This window comes from Streptomyces sp. NPDC002958 (assembly GCF_055563255.1).
This window is the reverse complement of record NZ_JBVHDS010000018.1, coordinates 1-16,654: the sequence shown is the minus strand read 5'-3', so window position 1 is coordinate 16,654 and position 16,654 is coordinate 1. Positions and strand designations below refer to the sequence as shown.

Below are 16,654 nucleotides of genomic sequence, written 5' to 3'. Positions count from 1 at the left end.
TGCCCCCGATCCTCGTTCTCATAACTTCTCGCAAAACAGTCTTCGCACAATGCCCCTCGCGATAGGTTCTGCGACATGCCAGAGCTCGCCGAGCCGGCCGCCACCGTCGAACAGTTCGACTGCCCCACCTGCGAGGTGCCCGCCGGAAGCACCTGCCGCACCCGCGGCGGCAAGGTCGCCCCGAAGTACCACACCCCGCGCTTCATGCTCGTACCCCAGCTCCGCGCCGAGCTGGAGGTGAAGACCCCCGCCGACCGCGGACCCGGCCGCGCGTGGGAGAGGGGCCCGGCCATCGACGCCGCGACGCCGGAGGCCATCTCGAAGCCCACGAGAGTGGGATACGCCCGTTGCAGTACCGCCCAGCAAGAGCTCCAGAGCCAGCTCGACGCCCTCGCCGAAGCCGGGTGTAACCCGGTCTTCTCGGAGAAGATCAGCACCCGGATCAAAGTCCGCCCGGAGTTCGTCAAGGCGATGGACTTCGCCCGCACCATCAAGAAAGCTGTCCCGCACCAACGGGTGATCCTCACGGTGCACGAGATGAAGCGCCTGGGACGCGGCGCCGCCGAGCTCCTGGCCATCGCGGAGGACCTGCGCCACCACGACATCGAACTCGAACTCCTCACTGGCCCCCTCCAGGGGGTCTACGACCCGTCCGGGCACGGCGCCGCCCTGTTCGCGTTCTTCGCCGGCATGGCCGAATCCGAGCGCGAGTACATCCGTGAGAAGTCCCTGGAGGGCCAGGCGTCCGCCCGAGAGCGCGGCCGACACGGTGGGCGCCCCAAGGTCGTCGACGACGACATGGCCGACTACGCCCGCGCCCTGCGTGCCCAGGGCGTCACTGTTCCGCAGATCGCCCGCAAGCTGGTCATTCCCTCGGGCAAGAACAAAGGCGAGCACCCCTCGGTCGCCACCGTCTACCGCCTCCTCGCCGAACCCGACCGTACCGACGAGTGAGTTGGTGGCCACTCAGGGGTTCAAGATCATCCCATGACCCCTTTTGGGCTTACCTCGGCGATACCCCCGGAACGGGCGGCGGTCCAGTCCGCCCCAGCGGCCTCGTCCACCGCGAACGCCCCTGCGGGACAGGGGAGTTCACTCGCCAGGGCCGCCGCCCGCCCGACGGGCTGTTCGCACGGCGAGGAGCGCGGCCAGGGCGGCGAGCCGGGGCGCGGCCGGGTCAGGGTGTGCCAGGCGTGCCATGTGACCCAGGATGCGTCAGGAACGCTTCGGCGCCGGCCGAACGGTCCCGGCGGGCGCCAGCAGCTCGTACTGAAGGGAGAGGCCGTCGACCAGGGCCCGCAGCCCGGTCTCGAACGCCCCCTCGTCGACCTTCTGGCGGCGGTCGGCCAGCAGATGGGCCTGGCGGAGGTGCGGATAGTCGACGGGGTCGTACGCCGTCTCGTCGTCCACGAAGCCACGGGCGAACGAACCGAGGGCGGAGCCGGTGATGAAGTAGCGCATCAAAGCCCCGATGTACGTCGCCTGAGCGGGCGGCCAGCCGGCCCTGATCATCGCGCCGAAGACCGCGTCGGCGACCCGCAGACCGGCCGGGCGGCGGCCCGGGCCCTGGGCGAGCACCGGGACGATGTGCGGGTGCTCGGTGAGCGCCGCACGATAGGAAACGGCCCAGTCGTACAGGGCGGAGCGCCAGTCGCGGGTGTCCGACTCGTCGAACATCGACAGATCGACCTGGGCGGACACGGCGTCCGCGACCGCTTCCAGGATCTCGTCCTTGTTGCGGAAGTGGTTGTAGAGCGAGGGTCCGCTGACCCCGAGTTCGGCGGCGAGTCGGCGGGTGGAGACGGCGCCGAGCCCCTCGGAGTCCACGAGCGTGCTCGCCGTCTCGACGATGCGGTCTCTGCTGAGGAGGGGCTTGCGCGGTCGGGCCATGCGGCACATGGTAGGGCCTCCAGGCAAAAAACTAGCGGTGCTAATTAAAAGTGGAGAGTCGAAGGATGAAAGATCCAGAACCTCATCATCGGCCGCGCGCTGACGGGGGTCTCTGTCTTCTGACCGCTTTGCCGCTGCTCGAACAGGAGTCTGAGTACCGGACTGAGTACCGGGACGGATGCGGGGCACACCGCGCCGCCCGATGCTGGGCACCATGAGTGAGACAACATCCGTCAAGCAGCAGGGCACCGCGGCCTTCTACGGTCAGGCCGTCGCCTCGTTCGCGGTGGCACTGGGCGCGGTCGCCCTCGGTATTTACTTCCTGGACGCCGACTCCTGGGTCCGCGGATTCCTCGCGATCGGCGTCCTCTATCTCGTCACCTCCTGCTTCACCCTGGCCAAGGTCATCCGTGACCGTCAGGAGGCGGGGCGGATCGTGAGCCGGGTCGACCAGGCCCGGTTGGAGAAGATCCTCGCCGAGCACGACCCCTTCCAGAAGCTCTGACGAAACACGCCCTAAGCGCTTGCTCAGGTTCGGGGTATGGTGTTCGTCCTGCTGACGAGAGGGGCGAGTGACGATGAGCACGGCGGAGGAGACCGACGGCGACAGTGCGCCGTGGGCCGAGGTGACGCCCGAGGCTGCCAGACGGCTCCTCGTCGCCGCCGTCGACGCCTTCGCCGAGCGCGGGTACCACGCCACCACCACCCGCGACATCGCCGGCCGGGCAGGGATGAGCCCCGCCGCTCTCTACATCCACTACAAGACGAAGGAAGAGCTGCTCCACCGGATCAGCAGGATCGGTCACGACCGCGTCCTGTTCGTCCTGGAGGCAGCCGCCGACGGCGGGGGCACGGCCGCCGAGCGGCTGGCCGAGGCCGTGGGGTCCTTCGTCCGCTGGCACGCCGAACGGCACACCACGGCCCGTGTGGTCCAGTACGAACTCGACGCCCTCGGCGAGGAGCACCGCACCGAGATCGTCGAGCTGCGCCGCAAGAGCGACGCGGTGGTGCGCCGGATCATCAGCGAGGGCGTGCAGGCCGGGGAGTTCGACGTCCCCGACGTCCCGGGCACCACGCTCGCGGTGCTCTCCCTCTGTATCGATGTGGCGCGCTGGTTCAACGCGCAGGGCAGTCGGACGCCGGACGAGGTCGGCGAGCTGTACGCCGACCTCGTGCTGCGTATGGTCGCTGCCAAGCGGTAGCCGTAGTCGTATCGGGAGCGACGGACGGCCGTGCCGTCAGAAGTAGTAGCGCGACACCGACTCGGCCACGCACACCGGCTTGTCGCCGCCCTCGCGCTCGACCGTGACGACGGCGGTGACCTGCACGCCGCCCCCGGCCTCCTCGACGCTCTTCAGGACGGCCGTCGCGCGCAGCCGTGAGCCCACGGGCACGGTGGACGGGAAGCGGACCTTGTTCGCCCCGTAGTTGATGCCCATCTTCATGCCCTCGACCCGCATGATCTGCGGTACGAGCGCCGGCAGCAGCGAGAGTGTGAGGTAGCCGTGCGCGATCGTCGTGCCGAACGGCCCGGCCGCGGCCCGCTCCGGGTCCACATGGATCCACTGGTGGTCACCGGTGGCCTCGGCGAAGAGGTCGATCCTCTTCTGCTCGATCTCCAGCCACTCGCTGTGACCCAGCTGCTCGCCCACCCCGTCGCGCAGTTCCTGCGCGGACGTGAAGATCCTCGGCTCTGCCATGTCCCTGGTCCCTGCCCTTCCAGCTTCGGCCATCCGTCACCGCCTAGTGTCCAAGCGCTTGCTCAGCATGGTTGGCGGGTGCGTTCCTGTCAACGACAGACCGGCCGGGGGGCGGACACGTAGGGTTGGAGGGGTGCCCCAGATCCCGCAGACACTCCATGAACTCACGGTCGGCCAGCTCTCCGCGCGCAGCGGCGCCGCTGTTTCGGCCCTGCACTTCTACGAGGCCAAGGGCCTGATCAGCAGCCGCCGCACCAGCGGCAATCAGCGTCGCTACACCAGGGACGCGCTGCGCAGGGTCGCGTTCGTCCGTGCGGCCCAGCGGGTCGGAATCCCGCTCGCCACCATCCGGGACGCCCTCGCCGAACTCCCCGAGGGGCGCACCCCGAACCGCGACGACTGGGCTCGGCTCTCCGCGGCATGGCGCTCCGAACTGGACGAGCGCATCGAGCAGTTGGGGCGGCTGCGGGACCATCTCGGGCCCGCCGGACGTACTCGCCGCCCCTCATGCCGCCGACGCCAGATCCAGGCGCGATGCGCTCCGGGCCTTCGCCAGCGTTCCCGGTGTGAGTACCGGCTGCGGCACCACGATTCCGCACCCCGTGCAGAGCGGGCCCGACCGCGGCTCGCACTCCAGATCCGGCCGCCAGACGATTTCGGCGCCCGCGCACACCGGGCAGGCCGTGCCCGGTTCCGACTCCAGGGCGGCGATCAGCCGCCCGAGGACCTCGGCGAGCGGCGCCGAGGGATGAACCGCCGGGTTCTCGCAGCGGGCGACCCCGTGGCCGCCCCAGGTGCGCCGGTGCCAGTCGTCGAACGCGCCGGGCCTGCGTAGTCCGTCGTGCTTCTCCCGCCTGCGGCGCTCGGCGAACCCCGCCTCGTATCCGAGCCAGACGGCACGTGCCGCCTCCAGTTCGTCCAGTGCGCGCATCAGCCGCACCGGATCGGGGGACCGGTCCTCGGGCTCGATCCCGTGCCGGGCGCACAGATGATCCCAGGTCGCCCGATGCCCGTAAGGGGCGAACCTCTCCAGGCACTTGCGCAGCGAATACCGCCGCAGCGCCAGGTCACCCCGTGGATCGCGGACCTGTCTCGCAAGACTCCGGAATCCGGCCATTGCACCGCCACCTCCGTCGCTCGTACTTCGGCGTCAAGTAAGGGACGTACGGCTGCCCGATTTGGATCCCTCGCCACGAGGTGGCGTCCACCATTCGAGATGACTCGTCGTCATGAGGCTGCGTGTGGCGGCATGTGATGATTCGGCAAATGTGACTGTTGTTCACCTTACCGACGGGTCGTACCGCCAGTAACCTCCGGCGCATCGGTCTCTCGGAGGAGTACGCATGCCCCCACGCCCCGTCAAGTTCAGAGCCGTCAACGTCGCGGTGGTTCTCGCGCTCGGCGCCACCCTGACGGCGGCTGCGCCGCAGTCCGGCGCCGCGGCGGAACCCGCACCCGTCACCGACTACTGCCAGGGTCAGTGCGACGACATCCTGCCACCCGGCGAGAACGGCAACGCCACGCTCGTCGACATCCTCGGCAACAAGGCGTTCGGTACGCACCCCGCCCACAGTGACGACCAACTCGACCGCTACAACGGCCTGGTGGCCGGGCACACCGGTCTCACCGACCAGAAGCTGACCGAGTTCTTCAACGACGCCTCGTTCGGTGTCACCGAGGACCAGGTCGAGTCCGTCATCTCCCCGCGCGACGACGTCACCATCACCCGCGACAAGGCTTCCGGCGTCCCGCACATCAAAGGAACCACCCGTTACGGCACCGAGTTCGGCGCCGGATTCGCGGCCGGGCAGGACCGGCTCTGGCTGATGGACCTCTTCCGGCACATCGGACGAGGCGAACTGACCTCGTTCGCCGGCGGCGCGCTGGCCAACCAGGGCCTGGAGCAGCAGTTCTGGCCGCAGGCCCCGTACACCGAGGCCGATCTCGAAGCCCAGGTCGAGTACATCAGGACCCATGAGGGTGCCCGTGGCGAACAGGCCATGGCGGATGCCCAGGCGTATGTCGACGGCATCAACGCGTACCGCGAGAAGTCCAAGAAGGGCCGCTACTTCCCCGGTGAGTACGTCCTCACCGGCAAGATCGACGCCATCACCAACATCGGCGAGATCCAGCCGTTCAAGCTGACCGACCTGATCTCGATCGCCTCTGTGGTGGGCGGTCAGTTCGGCGGCGGTGGTGGCGGCGAGGTGCAGGCGGCGCTCTCGCTGCTGTCCGCCCAGCAGAAGTACGGTGTCGCCGAAGGCACCAAGGTTTGGGAGTCGTTCCGGCAGCGCGACGACCCCGAGGCCGTGCTGACGATCCATGACGGCACATCGTTCCCGTACGCCAGCAAGCCCGCCACGGCGCGCGGCACCGCGCTGCCCGATGCCGGCTCCGTCACACCCGAACCCCTGATCCATGACCGCACCGGCTCCGCGGGCACCGACAGGAAGGCCCCCGCCAAGGCACCGGCCACGCTCAAGAAGGCCCAGGGCATCTACGACGGCGGCGTCGTCCCCGAGGGCTCGCTGCCCGGCTCCGGCCCCGGCGCCCAGAAGCGTGGCATGTCCAACGCTCTGCTGGTCTCCGGAAAGCACACCGCGAGCGGAAATCCGATCGCCGTTTTCGGACCTCAGACCGGCTACTTCGCCCCGCAGTTGATGATGCTCCAGGAGCTCCAGGGCCCCGGCATCAGCGCCCGAGGTGTCTCCTTCGCCGGTGTCGGCATGTACATCCAGATGGGCCGCGGCCAGGACTACGCCTGGAGCGCCACCTCGGCCGGCCAGGACATCACCGACACCTACGCCATCGACCTGTGCGAGCCCGACGGCTCCACGCCCACCAAGGACTCCACGCACTACCTCCATCACGGCACCTGTACTGCCATGGAGACCCTGGAGCGCACCAACTCCTGGAAGCCGACCGTCGCCGACTCCACGGCGCAGGGCTCCTACCGGATGCAGGTCAGGCGCACCGACTACGGCATTGTCACCCACCGCGCGACCGTGGGCGGCAAGCCCGTCGCGTACACCTCGCTGCGCACCACCTACCGCCACGAGGCCGACTCGATCATCGGCTTCCAGATGCTGAACGATCCGGCGTACGTCAAGGACGCCGCCTCGTTCCAGCGGGCGGCGAGCAACATCGACTACGCCTTCAACTGGTTCTACGCCGACTCCCGCACCGCCGCGTACTACAACAGCGGCATGAACCCGGTGCGCGCGGCGGGCGTCGACCCGGCCCTGCCCGTCAAGGCCGAGAAGGCGTACGAATGGCGGGGATACGACCCGGTCGCGAATACCGCCGCCTACATCCCGTTTGCCGCGCACCCGCACTCCAGCGGCCAGGACTACTACGTCTCCTGGAACAACAAGCAGGCCGAGGGGTACGCCTCCGCGGGCTTCGGCCTCAGTGCGGTGCACCGGGCCGATCTGCTGGACGACCGGGTGGCGGAGCTGGTCGAGGAGGGCGGCGTGACCCGTGCGTCCCTCACCCGGGCGATGGCTGAGGCTGCGGTCACCGATCTGCGCGGCGAGCAGCTGCTGCCCGAACTGCTGAAGGTGATCCGCTCCCGGCCGGTCACCGATCCGGAACTGAACGGCGTCGTCCAACAGTTGGAGTCCTGGCGGGCTGGCGGATCGCAGCGCAGGGAAAGCAGCCCCGGATCGCATGTGTACACCCACGCCGACGCGATACGGATCACGGACGCATGGTGGCCGAAGCTGGTCGAGGCCGAGTTCAAGCCAGGTCTCGGCGACGGCCTGTACGGGGCGCTGACCGCGAACCTCGCCACCGACGAGTCCCCGGCGGCCAGTCACGGGCCGAGCGGGGCACACAGTGGTTCGGCGTTCCAGTACGGCTGGTGGGGCTTCGTGGACAAGGACCTGCGTCGGGTCCTGGGACAGCCGGTCAAAGGTCCGCTGGCCAAGACCTACTGCGGGAACGGCGATCTGGCCGGTTGTCGTGACGTGCTGCTGGCGTCCCTGAGGGCGGCTGCGGCGGAGCCGGCCGCGAAGGTCTACCCGGGTGACGACAGCTGCAAGGCCGGTGACCAGTGGTGCTCGGACTCGATCGTCCACCGGCCGCTGGGCGGGATCGCCCAGAAGTCCATCCACTGGCAGAACCGCCCGACATACCAGCAGGTGGTGGAGTTCCCCGCCCACCGGTAGGGCATTTCCAGCCCGTCCGGTGAGCGGGGACGGAACCGGTGCGCCGGGCGGGCCCGAACTCTCGGGCCCGCCCGGCCCGTCTCACCGGTACTGGAGATACCTCTTCCGCACGGTCCGGAACGCGGCGAGATCCTCCGCCCACGCCCCCACCACCTCATCCGTGTCCGCCCCCGCGTCGATCAACGTGCGGACCCGCGTGTTGCCGGTCAGCTTGTCGATCCAGTTGTCCGAGCGCCACGCGAACCCGCTCCACGTCCGCTTCGCCGTCACCAGCAGCGCGATCCCCGTGCGTACCGGATCGAAGGCATCACGGTCCTGGACGTGCAGCTGCACCCCGCCGACCGTCTTGCCCTGGAATTTGGAGAACGTCGGCGCGAAGTACGCCTCGCGGAAGGCCACCCCCGGCAGATCGAGCGCGTTCGCGGCCGCCGCCCACCGATGGTCGATGCCCTCCGCGCCGAGCAGTTCGAACGGCCGGGTCGTGCCGCGCCCCTCGGAGAGGTTCGTTCCCTCGAACAGACAGGTCCCCGGGTAGACCAGGGCCGTGTCCGGCGTCGGCATGTTGGGGCTCGGCGGCACCCACGGCAGCCCGGTCGCGTCGAAGAAGTCCGAGCGCTGCCACCCCGACATCTTGACGATGCGCAGGTCCACCGGCCGCTCGGCCAAAAACTCCGCGTTGAACAGCAGTGCCAGCTCGGTGACCGTCATGCCGTGCGCCTGGGCGATCTCGCGGCGGCCCACGAACGTGGAGAACGCCGGGTCGAGCACAGGACCGAGCGCCGCCCGCCCGGTCACCGGGTTCGGGCGGTCCAGGACGACGAACCGCTTGCCCGCGAGCGCCGCCGCCTCCATGCAGTCGTACAGCGTCCAGATGTAGGTGTAGAAGCGGGCGCCCGCGTCCTGGATGTCGAAGACGACCGTGTCCACACCGGACGCGGTGAAGACGTCGGCGAGCGGCTGTCCGCTCTTCAGATACGTGTCGTAGACCGGGAGGCCGGTCGCCGGGTCGTCGTACCGCCCCTCCGAGCCGCCCGCCTGGGCGGTGCCGCGAAAACCGTGCTCGGGCCCGAAGACCGCGATCAGGTTCACGCGCTCGTCCGGGTGCATCACATCGACGATGTGGCGGACGTCGGAGGTGATCCCCGTCGGGTTGGTGACGACCCCGACCTTCTGGCCCTCGAGCAGCGCGTAGCCGTCCGCCGCCAGTCGGTCGAAGCCGGTACGGACCCGGCCGTGCCCTTTGCCCCGCCCTGTGCCGGGCGCGGGGGCGGCGGTGGCGACCCCGGTACCGGTGGCCGTCGCCGCAAGGGCCCCCACCGCACCGCCGGCGGCCAGCAAACCACGTCTGGTCAGGCTCATTCAGCTACCTCCATGATCGCGACGTCTGTCATGGTCACGCACGCTAGCGCGCGTTCAGGCCATAAGGAATGAGCCGGAGGTGTCAGTTGTGACAGGAGTGCCGCCCGAGCGACGTCAACCCCTTTCACTCGGACATACCGACTGGTTAGTCTGCTCGTGCAGTCGGCTGAGAGAGGCGGGACCCGATGAGTACGGTGCAGGGCGCGGGCGTAGTGGTCACAGGGGCTGGAGGCGGCATCGGAGCCGCTCTGGCCCGCCGATTCGCCGCGGAAGGCGCGCGGGTCGTGGTCAACGACCTCGACGAGGCCAGGATCAAGCCGCTCGCCGAGGAGATCGGCGGCACCGCGGTCGCCGGTGACGCCTCGCAGATCGTGGACGCCGCCCGGGACGCGCTGGACGGCACCGTCGACATCTACTGTGCCAACGCGGGCCTGGCCTCGCCCGGCGACGTCTTCACCGACGAGGAGGTCTGGGCCGCCGCCTGGGACGTCAACGTGATGGCCCACGTCCGCGCGGCCAAGGCGCTGCTGCCGGACTGGCTGGAGCGCGGCAGCGGACGCTTCGTCTCGACCGCCTCCGCCGCCGGACTGCTGACGATGATCGGCGCCGCGCCGTACAGCGTGACCAAGCACGGCGTCGTCGCTTTCGCCGAATGGCTCTCGCTCACCTACCGTCACCGCGGCATCCAGGTCCACGCGATCTGCCCGCAGGGCGTGCGTACGGACATGCTCACCGCCGCCGGATCGGTCGGCGAGCTCGTCCTCACCCCCGGTGCCATCGAGCCCGAGGCCGTTGCCGACGCGCTCTTCGATGCCATGGCCGCGGACCGCTTCCTCGTTCTGCCGCACCCCGAGGTCGCCGGGTACTACCGGGCCCGCACCAAGGACACCGACCACTGGCTCGGCAATATGAACCACCTCCAGCAGAAATGGGAGGAGTTCGGCGCATGACCGGGTGGCCCGCGCCTACGTCAGCCCGCGGCCGGTCACCACGGTCGAACCCGAGGAACTGGGTGCGTACTGCAAGGAACGGCTGGCCGCGTACGAGTATCCGCGGGAAGTCGAGATCCTGGCAGAACTCCCGAAGACGGCGAGTGGGAAGATCCTCAGGCGGGAACTGCGTTCCCCTCGAGAGACCGTTTCACGCACAGCACGGATTCACGCACAACACGGAAGGAAGGTGGCGGCAATGGCCAAGGCGACGGACGGGGACACGGCCCCCGTCCCTCGGCGGCTGCTGGCCGCCGCCACCCGACTCTTCGCCGAGCAGGGCTACGACCGCACCTCGGTCCAGGAGATCGTCGAGGCGGCGGGCGTCACCAAGGGCGCGCTCTACCACTACTTCGGCTCCAAGGAGGACCTCCTCCAGGAGGTCTACGCCCGGGTGCTCCGGCTCCAGCAGGAGCGCCTCGACGCCTTCGCCGACGCCGAGGCCCCCGTCGAGCAGCGACTGCGCGCCGCCGCCGCCGACGTGGTCGTCACCACCATCGAGAACCTCGACGACGCCTCGATCTTCTTCCGGTCCATGCACCACCTCAGCCCGGAGAAGAACAAGCAGGTACGGGTGGAACGGCGCCGCTACCACGAGCGCTTTCGGGCCCTGGTGGAGGAGGGCCAGCAGAGCGGAGTGTTCTCCACGGCCACCCCGGCGGACCTGATCGTCGACTACCACTTCGGCTCGGTCCACCACCTGTCCACCTGGTACCGGCCCGACGGCCCGCTCAGCCAGCAGGAGGTCGCCGACCACCTGGCCGACCTGCTGCTGCGCGCCCTGCGTCCCTAGGGTGCGTATCGGGCGTGATCAATCTGCGGTGATCAATCTGCGGGTTCCCGTCCCCGCCCGCCGGGGGAGCGCCGTCGGTCAGCCGGTCGAGGAGGGCCTCCGCCGCCGCCGGGTTACGGGGGCGGGGCCCCGCCCCGCCGGTTGGACCGGCTGCCGGTACGGGGCGAAGCTGAATGTATGGCTCACATCCAGCCGTCCGCGCACGTCCCCGCACTCTGGGCCGCGGCGTACGGCCCGCGCCACACACCGGCCGTCCGCTTCGTCGCCCGGTGCCTGGTGCGGGTGAGGGCTTTCGTTCGCGACCTGGCGCTGGCGGATCATGTGCCGTTCGGCGGCTACTGAGGCGGCTACTCAGCTTGTGGTTCGACGTCCGTTGACGTCAAACCACAAGCTGAGAGGGAGGGGCGAATCCTGTTGGTGGAGCCTGACAGACCCCAGTTGGCATCCGACGGTGAAGACGCCGGCCGACGCACAGATCCACGATGCCCTGCGCCGGGGCGACACCGGCCGACTGTCCGGGCTGCTGGACGCGCAGGACTGTCCACCTGCGGTCCTCGGACGTCCGATCCGGCAGCCGGCCCGGCAACCATCGAGCCCGTCCGACGATCGAGGACAAAACGGCGACCGGGCGGGCCCCCGCACCCACCCCAGCCCGTCCTGCCCAGGCCGCCGACTACATGTACCGCTTCATCTCCCGCCGCGCCAACGACCGCTGATGTACCTCGTCCGGCCCGTCCGCCAGCTGCAACGTCCGTGCCGCCGCCCACAGTTCGGCCAGCGGGAAGTCCTGGCTGACGCCTCCCGCACCGTGCAGCTGCACCGCCCGGTCGAGGATGTCGACCACCGCGCGCGGGGTGGCGATCTTGATGGACTGGATCTCCGTGTGCGCGCCCCGGTTGCCCACCGTGTCCATCAGCCACGCCGTCTTCAGCACCAGCAGCCGCAGCTGCTCCACCGTGACCCGCGCGTCCGCGATCCAGTTCTGTACGACGCCCTGCTGGGCGAGCGGCTTACCGAAGGCCGTACGGGACACCGCCCGCCTGCACATCAGCTCGATCGCCCGCTCGGCCATGCCGATCAGCCGCATGCAGTGGTGGATCCGGCCCGGTCCCAGACGTGCCTGGGCGATGGCGAAGCCGCCGCCCTCCTCGCCGATCAGGTTCGCGGTGGGCACCCGTACATCCGTGAAGACGACCTCGGCGTGACCGCCGTGGTAGTGGTCCTCGTAGCCGTACACCTGCATGGCGCGCTTCACTTCGAGGCCGGGGGTGTCGCGCGGGACGAGGATCATCGACTGCCGGCGGCGGATGTCGGCGCCTTCGGGGTCGGTCTTGCCCATCACGATGAAGATCTGACAGTCCGGGTTCATCGCTCCGGAGATGTACCACTTGCGGCCGGTGATGACGTACTCATCACCATCGCGCGCGATCCTGGTCTCGATGTTCGTCGCGTCCGACGAAGCCACCTCGGGCTCCGTCATCGCGAACGCCGAGCGGATCTCCCCGGCGAGCAGCGGCTCCAGCCACTGCTTCTTCTGCTCGTCCGTGGCGAACTGGAAGAGCACCTCCATGTTCCCGGTGTCCGGGGCCGCGCAGTTGAGTGCGGTCGGCGCCAACTGCGGGGAGCGACCGGTGATTTCGGCGAGCGGAGCGTACTGGAGATTGGTCAGCCCGGCACCGTACTCGGCATCGGGAAGGAACAGGTTCCACAGTCCCTGCCGCCGCGCCTCGGCCTTCAGGTCCTCGACGATCTGCGGGGTGTCCCACGGCGAGTCCAGGAGCGCGCGCTGTTCGTCCGCGGTTTTCTCGGCCGGGTGGACGTGCTCGTCCATGAAGGTGAGCAGCTTGCCGCGCAGCTGTTCGGTACGGGCGTCGAATGCGAAGTCCATGGGGGTGATCAGCCTTCCTGGAGGGTGGTGAGGCCGTGCTCGATGAAGACGGGGACGAGATCGCCGATGCGGTCGAAGCCTGCGCCGACGGTCCGGCCCAGGGTGTAGCGGTAGTGGATGCCCTCCAGGATCACGGCGAGCTTGAACCAGGCGAACGCCGTGTACCAGGAGATGGCGGAGGTGTCCCGGCCGGAGCGGGCGGCATAGCGCCCGATCAGTTCGGCGGGGGTGGGGTGGCCGGCCGCGCCACTGGTGGTGGAGACCGGGGACTTCGCCAGGCCGAGGTCGGAGCTGTACATCACCAGCAGGCCCAGATCGGTCAGCGGGTCGCCGAGCGTCGACATCTCCCAGTCCAGGACGGCCTTGATCCGGTCGTCGGAGCCGATCAGGACGTTGTCCAGGCGGTAGTCGCCGTGTACGACGGTGGGCGCGGGGGAGGCGGGCAGGTCACGGCCGAGCGCGGCATGCAGTTCGGCGATGCCGGGCAGCTCGCGGTTGCGGGAGGCGTCCAGCTGCTTGCCCCAGCGGCGCAGCTGCCGGTTGAGGAAGCCCTCGGGGTGCCCGAAGTCGCCGAGCCCGACGGACTCGGGGTCCACGGCGTGCAGTTCGACGAGCGTGTCGACAAGACCGAGCACGGCCTTCCTCGTGCGCTCGGCGCCCAGTGGGGCGAGTTGCTCGGCCGTGCGGTACGGCGTGCCCTCGACGTACTCCATCACGTAGAAGGGCGAACCGATCACGGAGTCGTCCTCGCAGAGCAGTACCGGTTCGGGTACGGGAACGGCCGTCGGGTGCAGGGCACTGATCACCCGGTGCTCGCGCTTCATGTCGTGCGCCGTCGCCAGCACATGGCCCAGCGGAGGCCTGCGGACGACCCGGCGGCCGGTGCCGTCCGTGACGATGTACGTCAGATTTGAACGGCCGCCCTCGATGAGCCGGGCTTCGAGCGGTCCGTTCACCAAGCCCGGCCGCTCGCGGTCGAGATGTCCGCGCAGCCGGTCGAGGTCGAGACCTGGCGGGTGAACTGGGCCCATCGTGCGCACCTCCGGTGTGAAAGACAGTTCCGGTGTGAAAGACAGTCGGTGTTCATGATGCCGACCAGTCGGTATGTCGTCCAGAGAACTCCCGGAATCCGGCGTGCGGACTCCCGTCCGAGGTGGTTCGGAGTCTGGCATTCAGTCGTATCGCTGAATAAGGTTCATGTATGAATACAGACTGCTGATCGACGAAGTCCGGCTGACCCCGATCCTGATAGCCGACCCGCCCCTGTTCAACGGGACGACTGGGGCGCCGCCGTCGAGCCGGCCGGAGTCGTCGCCCAGGCCCGGCGCTTCGCCCGCGAGCACGGCTTCTCGTCCTTCAAGCTCAAGGGCGGCGTCTTCGAACCCGACCAGGAGATCGCCGCGATCCGCGCGCTGGCCGAGGAGTTCCCCGGCCGGCCGCTGCGCCTCGACCCCAACGGCGCCTGGTCCGTCGAGACCTTGCTGTACGTCGCCGAGCAGCTGAAGGGCGTACTCGAATATCTGGAGGACCCGGTGAGCGGCACGGATCTGATGGCCCAGGTTGCCGCCACCGACGTACCGCTCGCCACCAACATGTGTGTGACGACCCTCGCCGAGGTCCCGGAGGCTTTCGCCCACGGTGCCGTCCAGGTGGTCCTCTCCGACCACCACTACTGGGGCGGCCTGCACCGCACCCGCGAACTGGCCGGGATCTGCCGCACCTTCGGCCTCGGACTCTCCATGCACTCCAACACCCATCTCGGCATCAGCCTCGCCGCGATGACCCACGTCGCGGCCACGGTCCCCAACCTCGACCACGCCTGCGACAGCCACTACCCCTGGCAGACGGAGGACGTCATCACCACCCGCCATGTCTTCCGGGACGGCCGGCTCACTGTCTTCGACGCCCCAGGGCTCGGCGTCGAACTCGACCGCGCACGCCTGGCCGTACTGCACCGCCGCTGGCTCGACGACGACGGCACGATGCGCGAGCGCGACGACGCGGCCGCGATGCGCAAGGCCGAGCCCGGGTGGCGGACGCCTGCGATCCCGCGCTGGTGACGGGTTCCCCGGAGCCGCCACGACCTGAGTTGCGGGTGCCCCGCCCCGAGGGCCGGTACATGAAGGCGAGCAGCTACAGCCGCTACGGCGGGGCCGACGTCCTGAAGTACGGGCAACGGCCCGACCCCGAGGTCGGCCCCGACACCGTACTGGTGAAGGGGCGGGCCTTCCGGCCGAGGATCCGGGACGGCGAGACGGTCCTCGTCCACGCGGCGGCGGGCGGCGCGGGGACGCACCCGCGGAAAGATCGTCGTCACCGTCCCCTGGGGAACCCCCGACGCCTGACAGCCCCGACGCAAAGCCCTCAGAACACCATGGCCGCGGCGAACACCGCGAGAGCGATCGTGCACGCCCCCGCCGCCAGCGCGCCGTGCGCCGAGAGCGGCTGCGGTCGCGCGGTCCCCATCCCGATCACCCGCCGGTGCGCCACGAGCAGGAAACCCAGCCAGGCGAGCGCGCTCAGCGCCACGGCGAGGACCGCGGCCGGGCCCGTCCCGCGGTGCAGCGCCTGTTTGACCGCCAGTAGCGCCACCACCGTGCAGGACAGGGTCGAACGCCGCCACGCCAGCCTCGTCCGCTCGGGCTGCAGCCCGGGGTCGCGCTCGTCGGCCGTGGTCACCGGCCCTCCCACCCGAAGAGGACCACCACCACCATCACCACGGCGACGACGGCGACGGCGAGACCGAGCAGCGTCGGGAACCGGGAGGCCGGCAGGTCCTCCCCACGCCGCATCGCCCGCTCGCACCGCACCCAGTGATTGATCGCCCGCAGCGCGCACAGCACACCGGCCGCGAGCAGCGCCAGCGCCAGACCCGTGCGGACGCCCCACACCAGCTCCGGGAGGAACTGATCGACCGCGAAGCCACCGCCGATCAGCGCGAGAGCCGTCCGGATCCAGGCGAGGAAGGTGCGCTCATTGGCGAGCGAGAACCGGTAGTCGGGGGTCTCGCCCTCTTCACGGATTCGCTGCGGCGCGAACCACAGGCGCAGGCTCTGTACGAATTCGTTCACGCGTGAACCTTAGCCTCGATCCGCCGACGTGGTCTGGAAGTGATCTTCTGACGGGCTTCTGAGCCGGTTTTGGGTCGACCGATGGGCATGGGCGTGCTGCATCCGCTGGTCTGCCCAGCTTTCCCACGGTTTTGGTTCCGGTCGGGCCCTGGCGGGCGGGGTGGGCAGAGACTGTCAGGCGGGTTCGGGTGGGCGGTGGATGGTGTCGAACAGGTGCGTCCAGGCTTTTTGCCAGCGCCAGTTGCGCGGAAGGTGCAGGGTGACGCGCCGTGCGGAGCGGGCGATCCGGGCCGGGACCTGGACCAGGTGGGCGCGGAGGGTGGCGGTGGTGGCTTTGGCGTGGAAGGCGGAGGCCAGGGCGCCGGTGGCCCGCAGCAGGTTGTAGGTCATCGCCCACAGGGTGAGCCAGGCCGCGTTGGCGTGGAAGTGCCCGGAGGGCAGGTGGGCCAGGGCGGAGGCTTTGCTGTCCGCGATGACCTGCTCGATGACCGCATGGTGGCGGTGCTCGCGTTCGGCCTGGAGGGTCGGGGCGGGCTGGTCGGTGAAGAACGGGTGGTAGCGCCAGACGGGAAACAGTTCGCCCTGCTCACCCACAACGGCGGGTTTGGCCAGGTCACGGACTCGGCGCACGATCAGCCGGGCGGTGACCCGCTCGCTCTTTTTGCGGCTCGCGAACGCGGTGTAGGCGGGTATCTCGGCAACCTCGGCGTCCGAGATGAGTTCTCCGGTGGTGGGGTCGGGCATCGCGGTCGGGTAGCTGATGTGCTGCCAGGCGTGGTCGGGAATGCTGTGGAC

The 16,654-nt window shown here is 69.4% G+C and carries 16 protein-coding genes and 4 pseudogenes; 11 read left to right on the top strand and 9 right to left on the bottom strand.

Annotation, left to right across the window (positions count from 1 at the left end; all coding sequences use genetic code 11):
• The first annotated feature begins 75 nt into the window (after nucleotides 1–75).
• A complete protein-coding gene (locus ACZ3IC_RS25315) occupies nucleotides 76–954 on the top strand; it encodes a recombinase family protein (RefSeq protein WP_467419515.1) in 879 nt (292 codons plus the stop codon).
• A gap of 261 nt (nucleotides 955–1,215) precedes the next feature.
• Here ACZ3IC_RS25315 and ACZ3IC_RS25310 read toward each other — a convergent pair whose 3' ends face one another.
• On the bottom strand, nucleotides 1,216–1,890 hold the full coding sequence (locus tag ACZ3IC_RS25310; RefSeq protein WP_467419513.1) for a TetR/AcrR family transcriptional regulator: 675 nt from the start codon (nucleotides 1,888–1,890) through the stop codon (nucleotides 1,216–1,218).
• Between the two features lie 214 nt (nucleotides 1,891–2,104).
• Between ACZ3IC_RS25310 and ACZ3IC_RS25305 the strand changes: the two genes are divergently transcribed.
• On the top strand, nucleotides 2,105–2,395 hold the full coding sequence (locus ACZ3IC_RS25305; protein WP_467419511.1) for a YiaA/YiaB family inner membrane protein: 291 nt from the start codon (nucleotides 2,105–2,107) through the stop codon (nucleotides 2,393–2,395).
• Nucleotides 2,396–2,468: 73 nt separating this feature from the next.
• Nucleotides 2,469–3,092, top strand: a complete 624-nt coding sequence (locus ACZ3IC_RS25300) for a TetR/AcrR family transcriptional regulator (protein WP_467419509.1) — start codon at nucleotides 2,469–2,471, stop codon at nucleotides 3,090–3,092.
• Between the two features lie 36 nt (nucleotides 3,093–3,128).
• On the opposite strand, the gene ACZ3IC_RS25295 is transcribed toward ACZ3IC_RS25300, so the two are convergent.
• Nucleotides 3,129–3,590 (bottom strand): MaoC family dehydratase, encoded by a 462-nt coding sequence (locus tag ACZ3IC_RS25295; RefSeq protein WP_467419508.1) that lies wholly within the window; start codon nucleotides 3,588–3,590, stop codon nucleotides 3,129–3,131.
• Nucleotides 3,591–3,723: 133 nt separating this feature from the next.
• Between ACZ3IC_RS25295 and soxR the strand changes: the two are divergent.
• A pseudogene (soxR, locus tag ACZ3IC_RS25290) lies at nucleotides 3,724–4,068 on the top strand (redox-sensitive transcriptional activator SoxR); the annotation flags it as partial.
• A 27-nt stretch (nucleotides 4,069–4,095) separates the two neighbouring features.
• Here the strand turns inward: soxR and ACZ3IC_RS25285 are convergent.
• Complete coding sequence (locus ACZ3IC_RS25285) at nucleotides 4,096–4,707, bottom strand: hypothetical protein (RefSeq protein WP_467419506.1); 612 nt, start codon at nucleotides 4,705–4,707, stop codon at nucleotides 4,096–4,098.
• Nucleotides 4,708–4,933: 226 nt separating this feature from the next.
• Between ACZ3IC_RS25285 and ACZ3IC_RS25280 the strand changes: the two genes are divergently transcribed.
• Nucleotides 4,934–7,759: a penicillin acylase family protein gene (locus tag ACZ3IC_RS25280; RefSeq protein ID WP_467419504.1), complete on the top strand. Its 2,826-nt coding sequence runs from the start codon at nucleotides 4,934–4,936 to the stop codon at nucleotides 7,757–7,759.
• 81 nt (nucleotides 7,760–7,840) lie between these two features.
• Here ACZ3IC_RS25280 and ACZ3IC_RS25275 read toward each other — a convergent pair whose 3' ends face one another.
• A complete protein-coding gene (locus ACZ3IC_RS25275; protein ID WP_467419501.1) occupies nucleotides 7,841–9,118 on the bottom strand; it encodes an exo-beta-N-acetylmuramidase NamZ family protein in 1,278 nt (425 codons plus the stop codon).
• A gap of 185 nt (nucleotides 9,119–9,303) precedes the next feature.
• On the opposite strand from ACZ3IC_RS25275, the gene ACZ3IC_RS25270 reads away from it, so the two are divergent.
• The 4 genes and pseudogenes from ACZ3IC_RS25270 (at nucleotide 9,304) to ACZ3IC_RS25255 (ending at nucleotide 11,242) form a co-directional block, all read left to right on the top strand.
• Nucleotides 9,304–10,068 carry an SDR family oxidoreductase gene (locus ACZ3IC_RS25270; RefSeq protein WP_467419499.1) on the top strand — a complete coding sequence of 255 codons (765 nt, stop codon included), beginning with the start codon at nucleotides 9,304–9,306 and terminating at the stop codon, nucleotides 10,066–10,068.
• 10 nt (nucleotides 10,069–10,078) lie between these two features.
• Nucleotides 10,079–10,249: pseudogene (locus ACZ3IC_RS25265) on the top strand (AMP-binding enzyme); the annotation flags it as partial.
• 57 nt (nucleotides 10,250–10,306) lie between these two features.
• On the top strand, nucleotides 10,307–10,900 hold the full coding sequence (locus ACZ3IC_RS25260; protein ID WP_467419693.1) for a TetR/AcrR family transcriptional regulator: 594 nt from the start codon (nucleotides 10,307–10,309) through the stop codon (nucleotides 10,898–10,900).
• Between the two features lie 177 nt (nucleotides 10,901–11,077).
• Complete coding sequence (locus tag ACZ3IC_RS25255) at nucleotides 11,078–11,242, top strand: hypothetical protein (RefSeq protein ID WP_467419497.1); 165 nt, start codon at nucleotides 11,078–11,080, stop codon at nucleotides 11,240–11,242.
• 331 nt (nucleotides 11,243–11,573) lie between these two features.
• Here ACZ3IC_RS25255 and ACZ3IC_RS25250 read toward each other — a convergent pair whose 3' ends face one another.
• Both ACZ3IC_RS25250 and ACZ3IC_RS25245 read right to left on the bottom strand, forming a co-directional pair.
• Nucleotides 11,574–12,788, bottom strand: coding sequence for an acyl-CoA dehydrogenase family protein (locus ACZ3IC_RS25250; protein ID WP_467419494.1), 1,215 nt, complete (start codon nucleotides 12,786–12,788; stop codon nucleotides 11,574–11,576).
• 8 nt (nucleotides 12,789–12,796) lie between these two features.
• A complete protein-coding gene (locus tag ACZ3IC_RS25245; protein ID WP_467419493.1) occupies nucleotides 12,797–13,819 on the bottom strand; it encodes a phosphotransferase family protein in 1,023 nt (340 codons plus the stop codon).
• Nucleotides 13,820–14,059: 240 nt separating this feature from the next.
• Here ACZ3IC_RS25245 and ACZ3IC_RS25240 point away from each other — a divergent pair.
• Both ACZ3IC_RS25240 and ACZ3IC_RS25235 read left to right on the top strand, forming a co-directional pair.
• A pseudogene (locus tag ACZ3IC_RS25240) lies at nucleotides 14,060–14,848 on the top strand (enolase C-terminal domain-like protein); the annotation flags it as partial.
• A 59-nt stretch (nucleotides 14,849–14,907) separates the two neighbouring features.
• Nucleotides 14,908–15,015 (top strand): annotated as a pseudogene (locus tag ACZ3IC_RS25235) (NADP-dependent oxidoreductase); the annotation flags it as partial.
• Nucleotides 15,016–15,152: 137 nt separating this feature from the next.
• Here the strand turns inward: ACZ3IC_RS25235 and ACZ3IC_RS25230 are convergent.
• From ACZ3IC_RS25230 to ACZ3IC_RS25220, 3 genes are all read right to left on the bottom strand, one after another.
• Nucleotides 15,153–15,467 (bottom strand): DUF202 domain-containing protein, encoded by a 315-nt coding sequence (locus ACZ3IC_RS25230; RefSeq protein ID WP_467419492.1) that lies wholly within the window; start codon nucleotides 15,465–15,467, stop codon nucleotides 15,153–15,155.
• Complete coding sequence (locus ACZ3IC_RS25225) at nucleotides 15,464–15,859, bottom strand: YidH family protein (protein ID WP_467419489.1); 396 nt, start codon at nucleotides 15,857–15,859, stop codon at nucleotides 15,464–15,466. The genes ACZ3IC_RS25230 and ACZ3IC_RS25225 overlap by 4 nt, the downstream gene beginning before the upstream one ends.
• Nucleotides 15,860–16,033: 174 nt before the next feature.
• The coding region (locus ACZ3IC_RS25220; RefSeq protein WP_467419487.1) for a transposase at nucleotides 16,034–16,654 on the bottom strand (621 nt) is incomplete at its 5' end.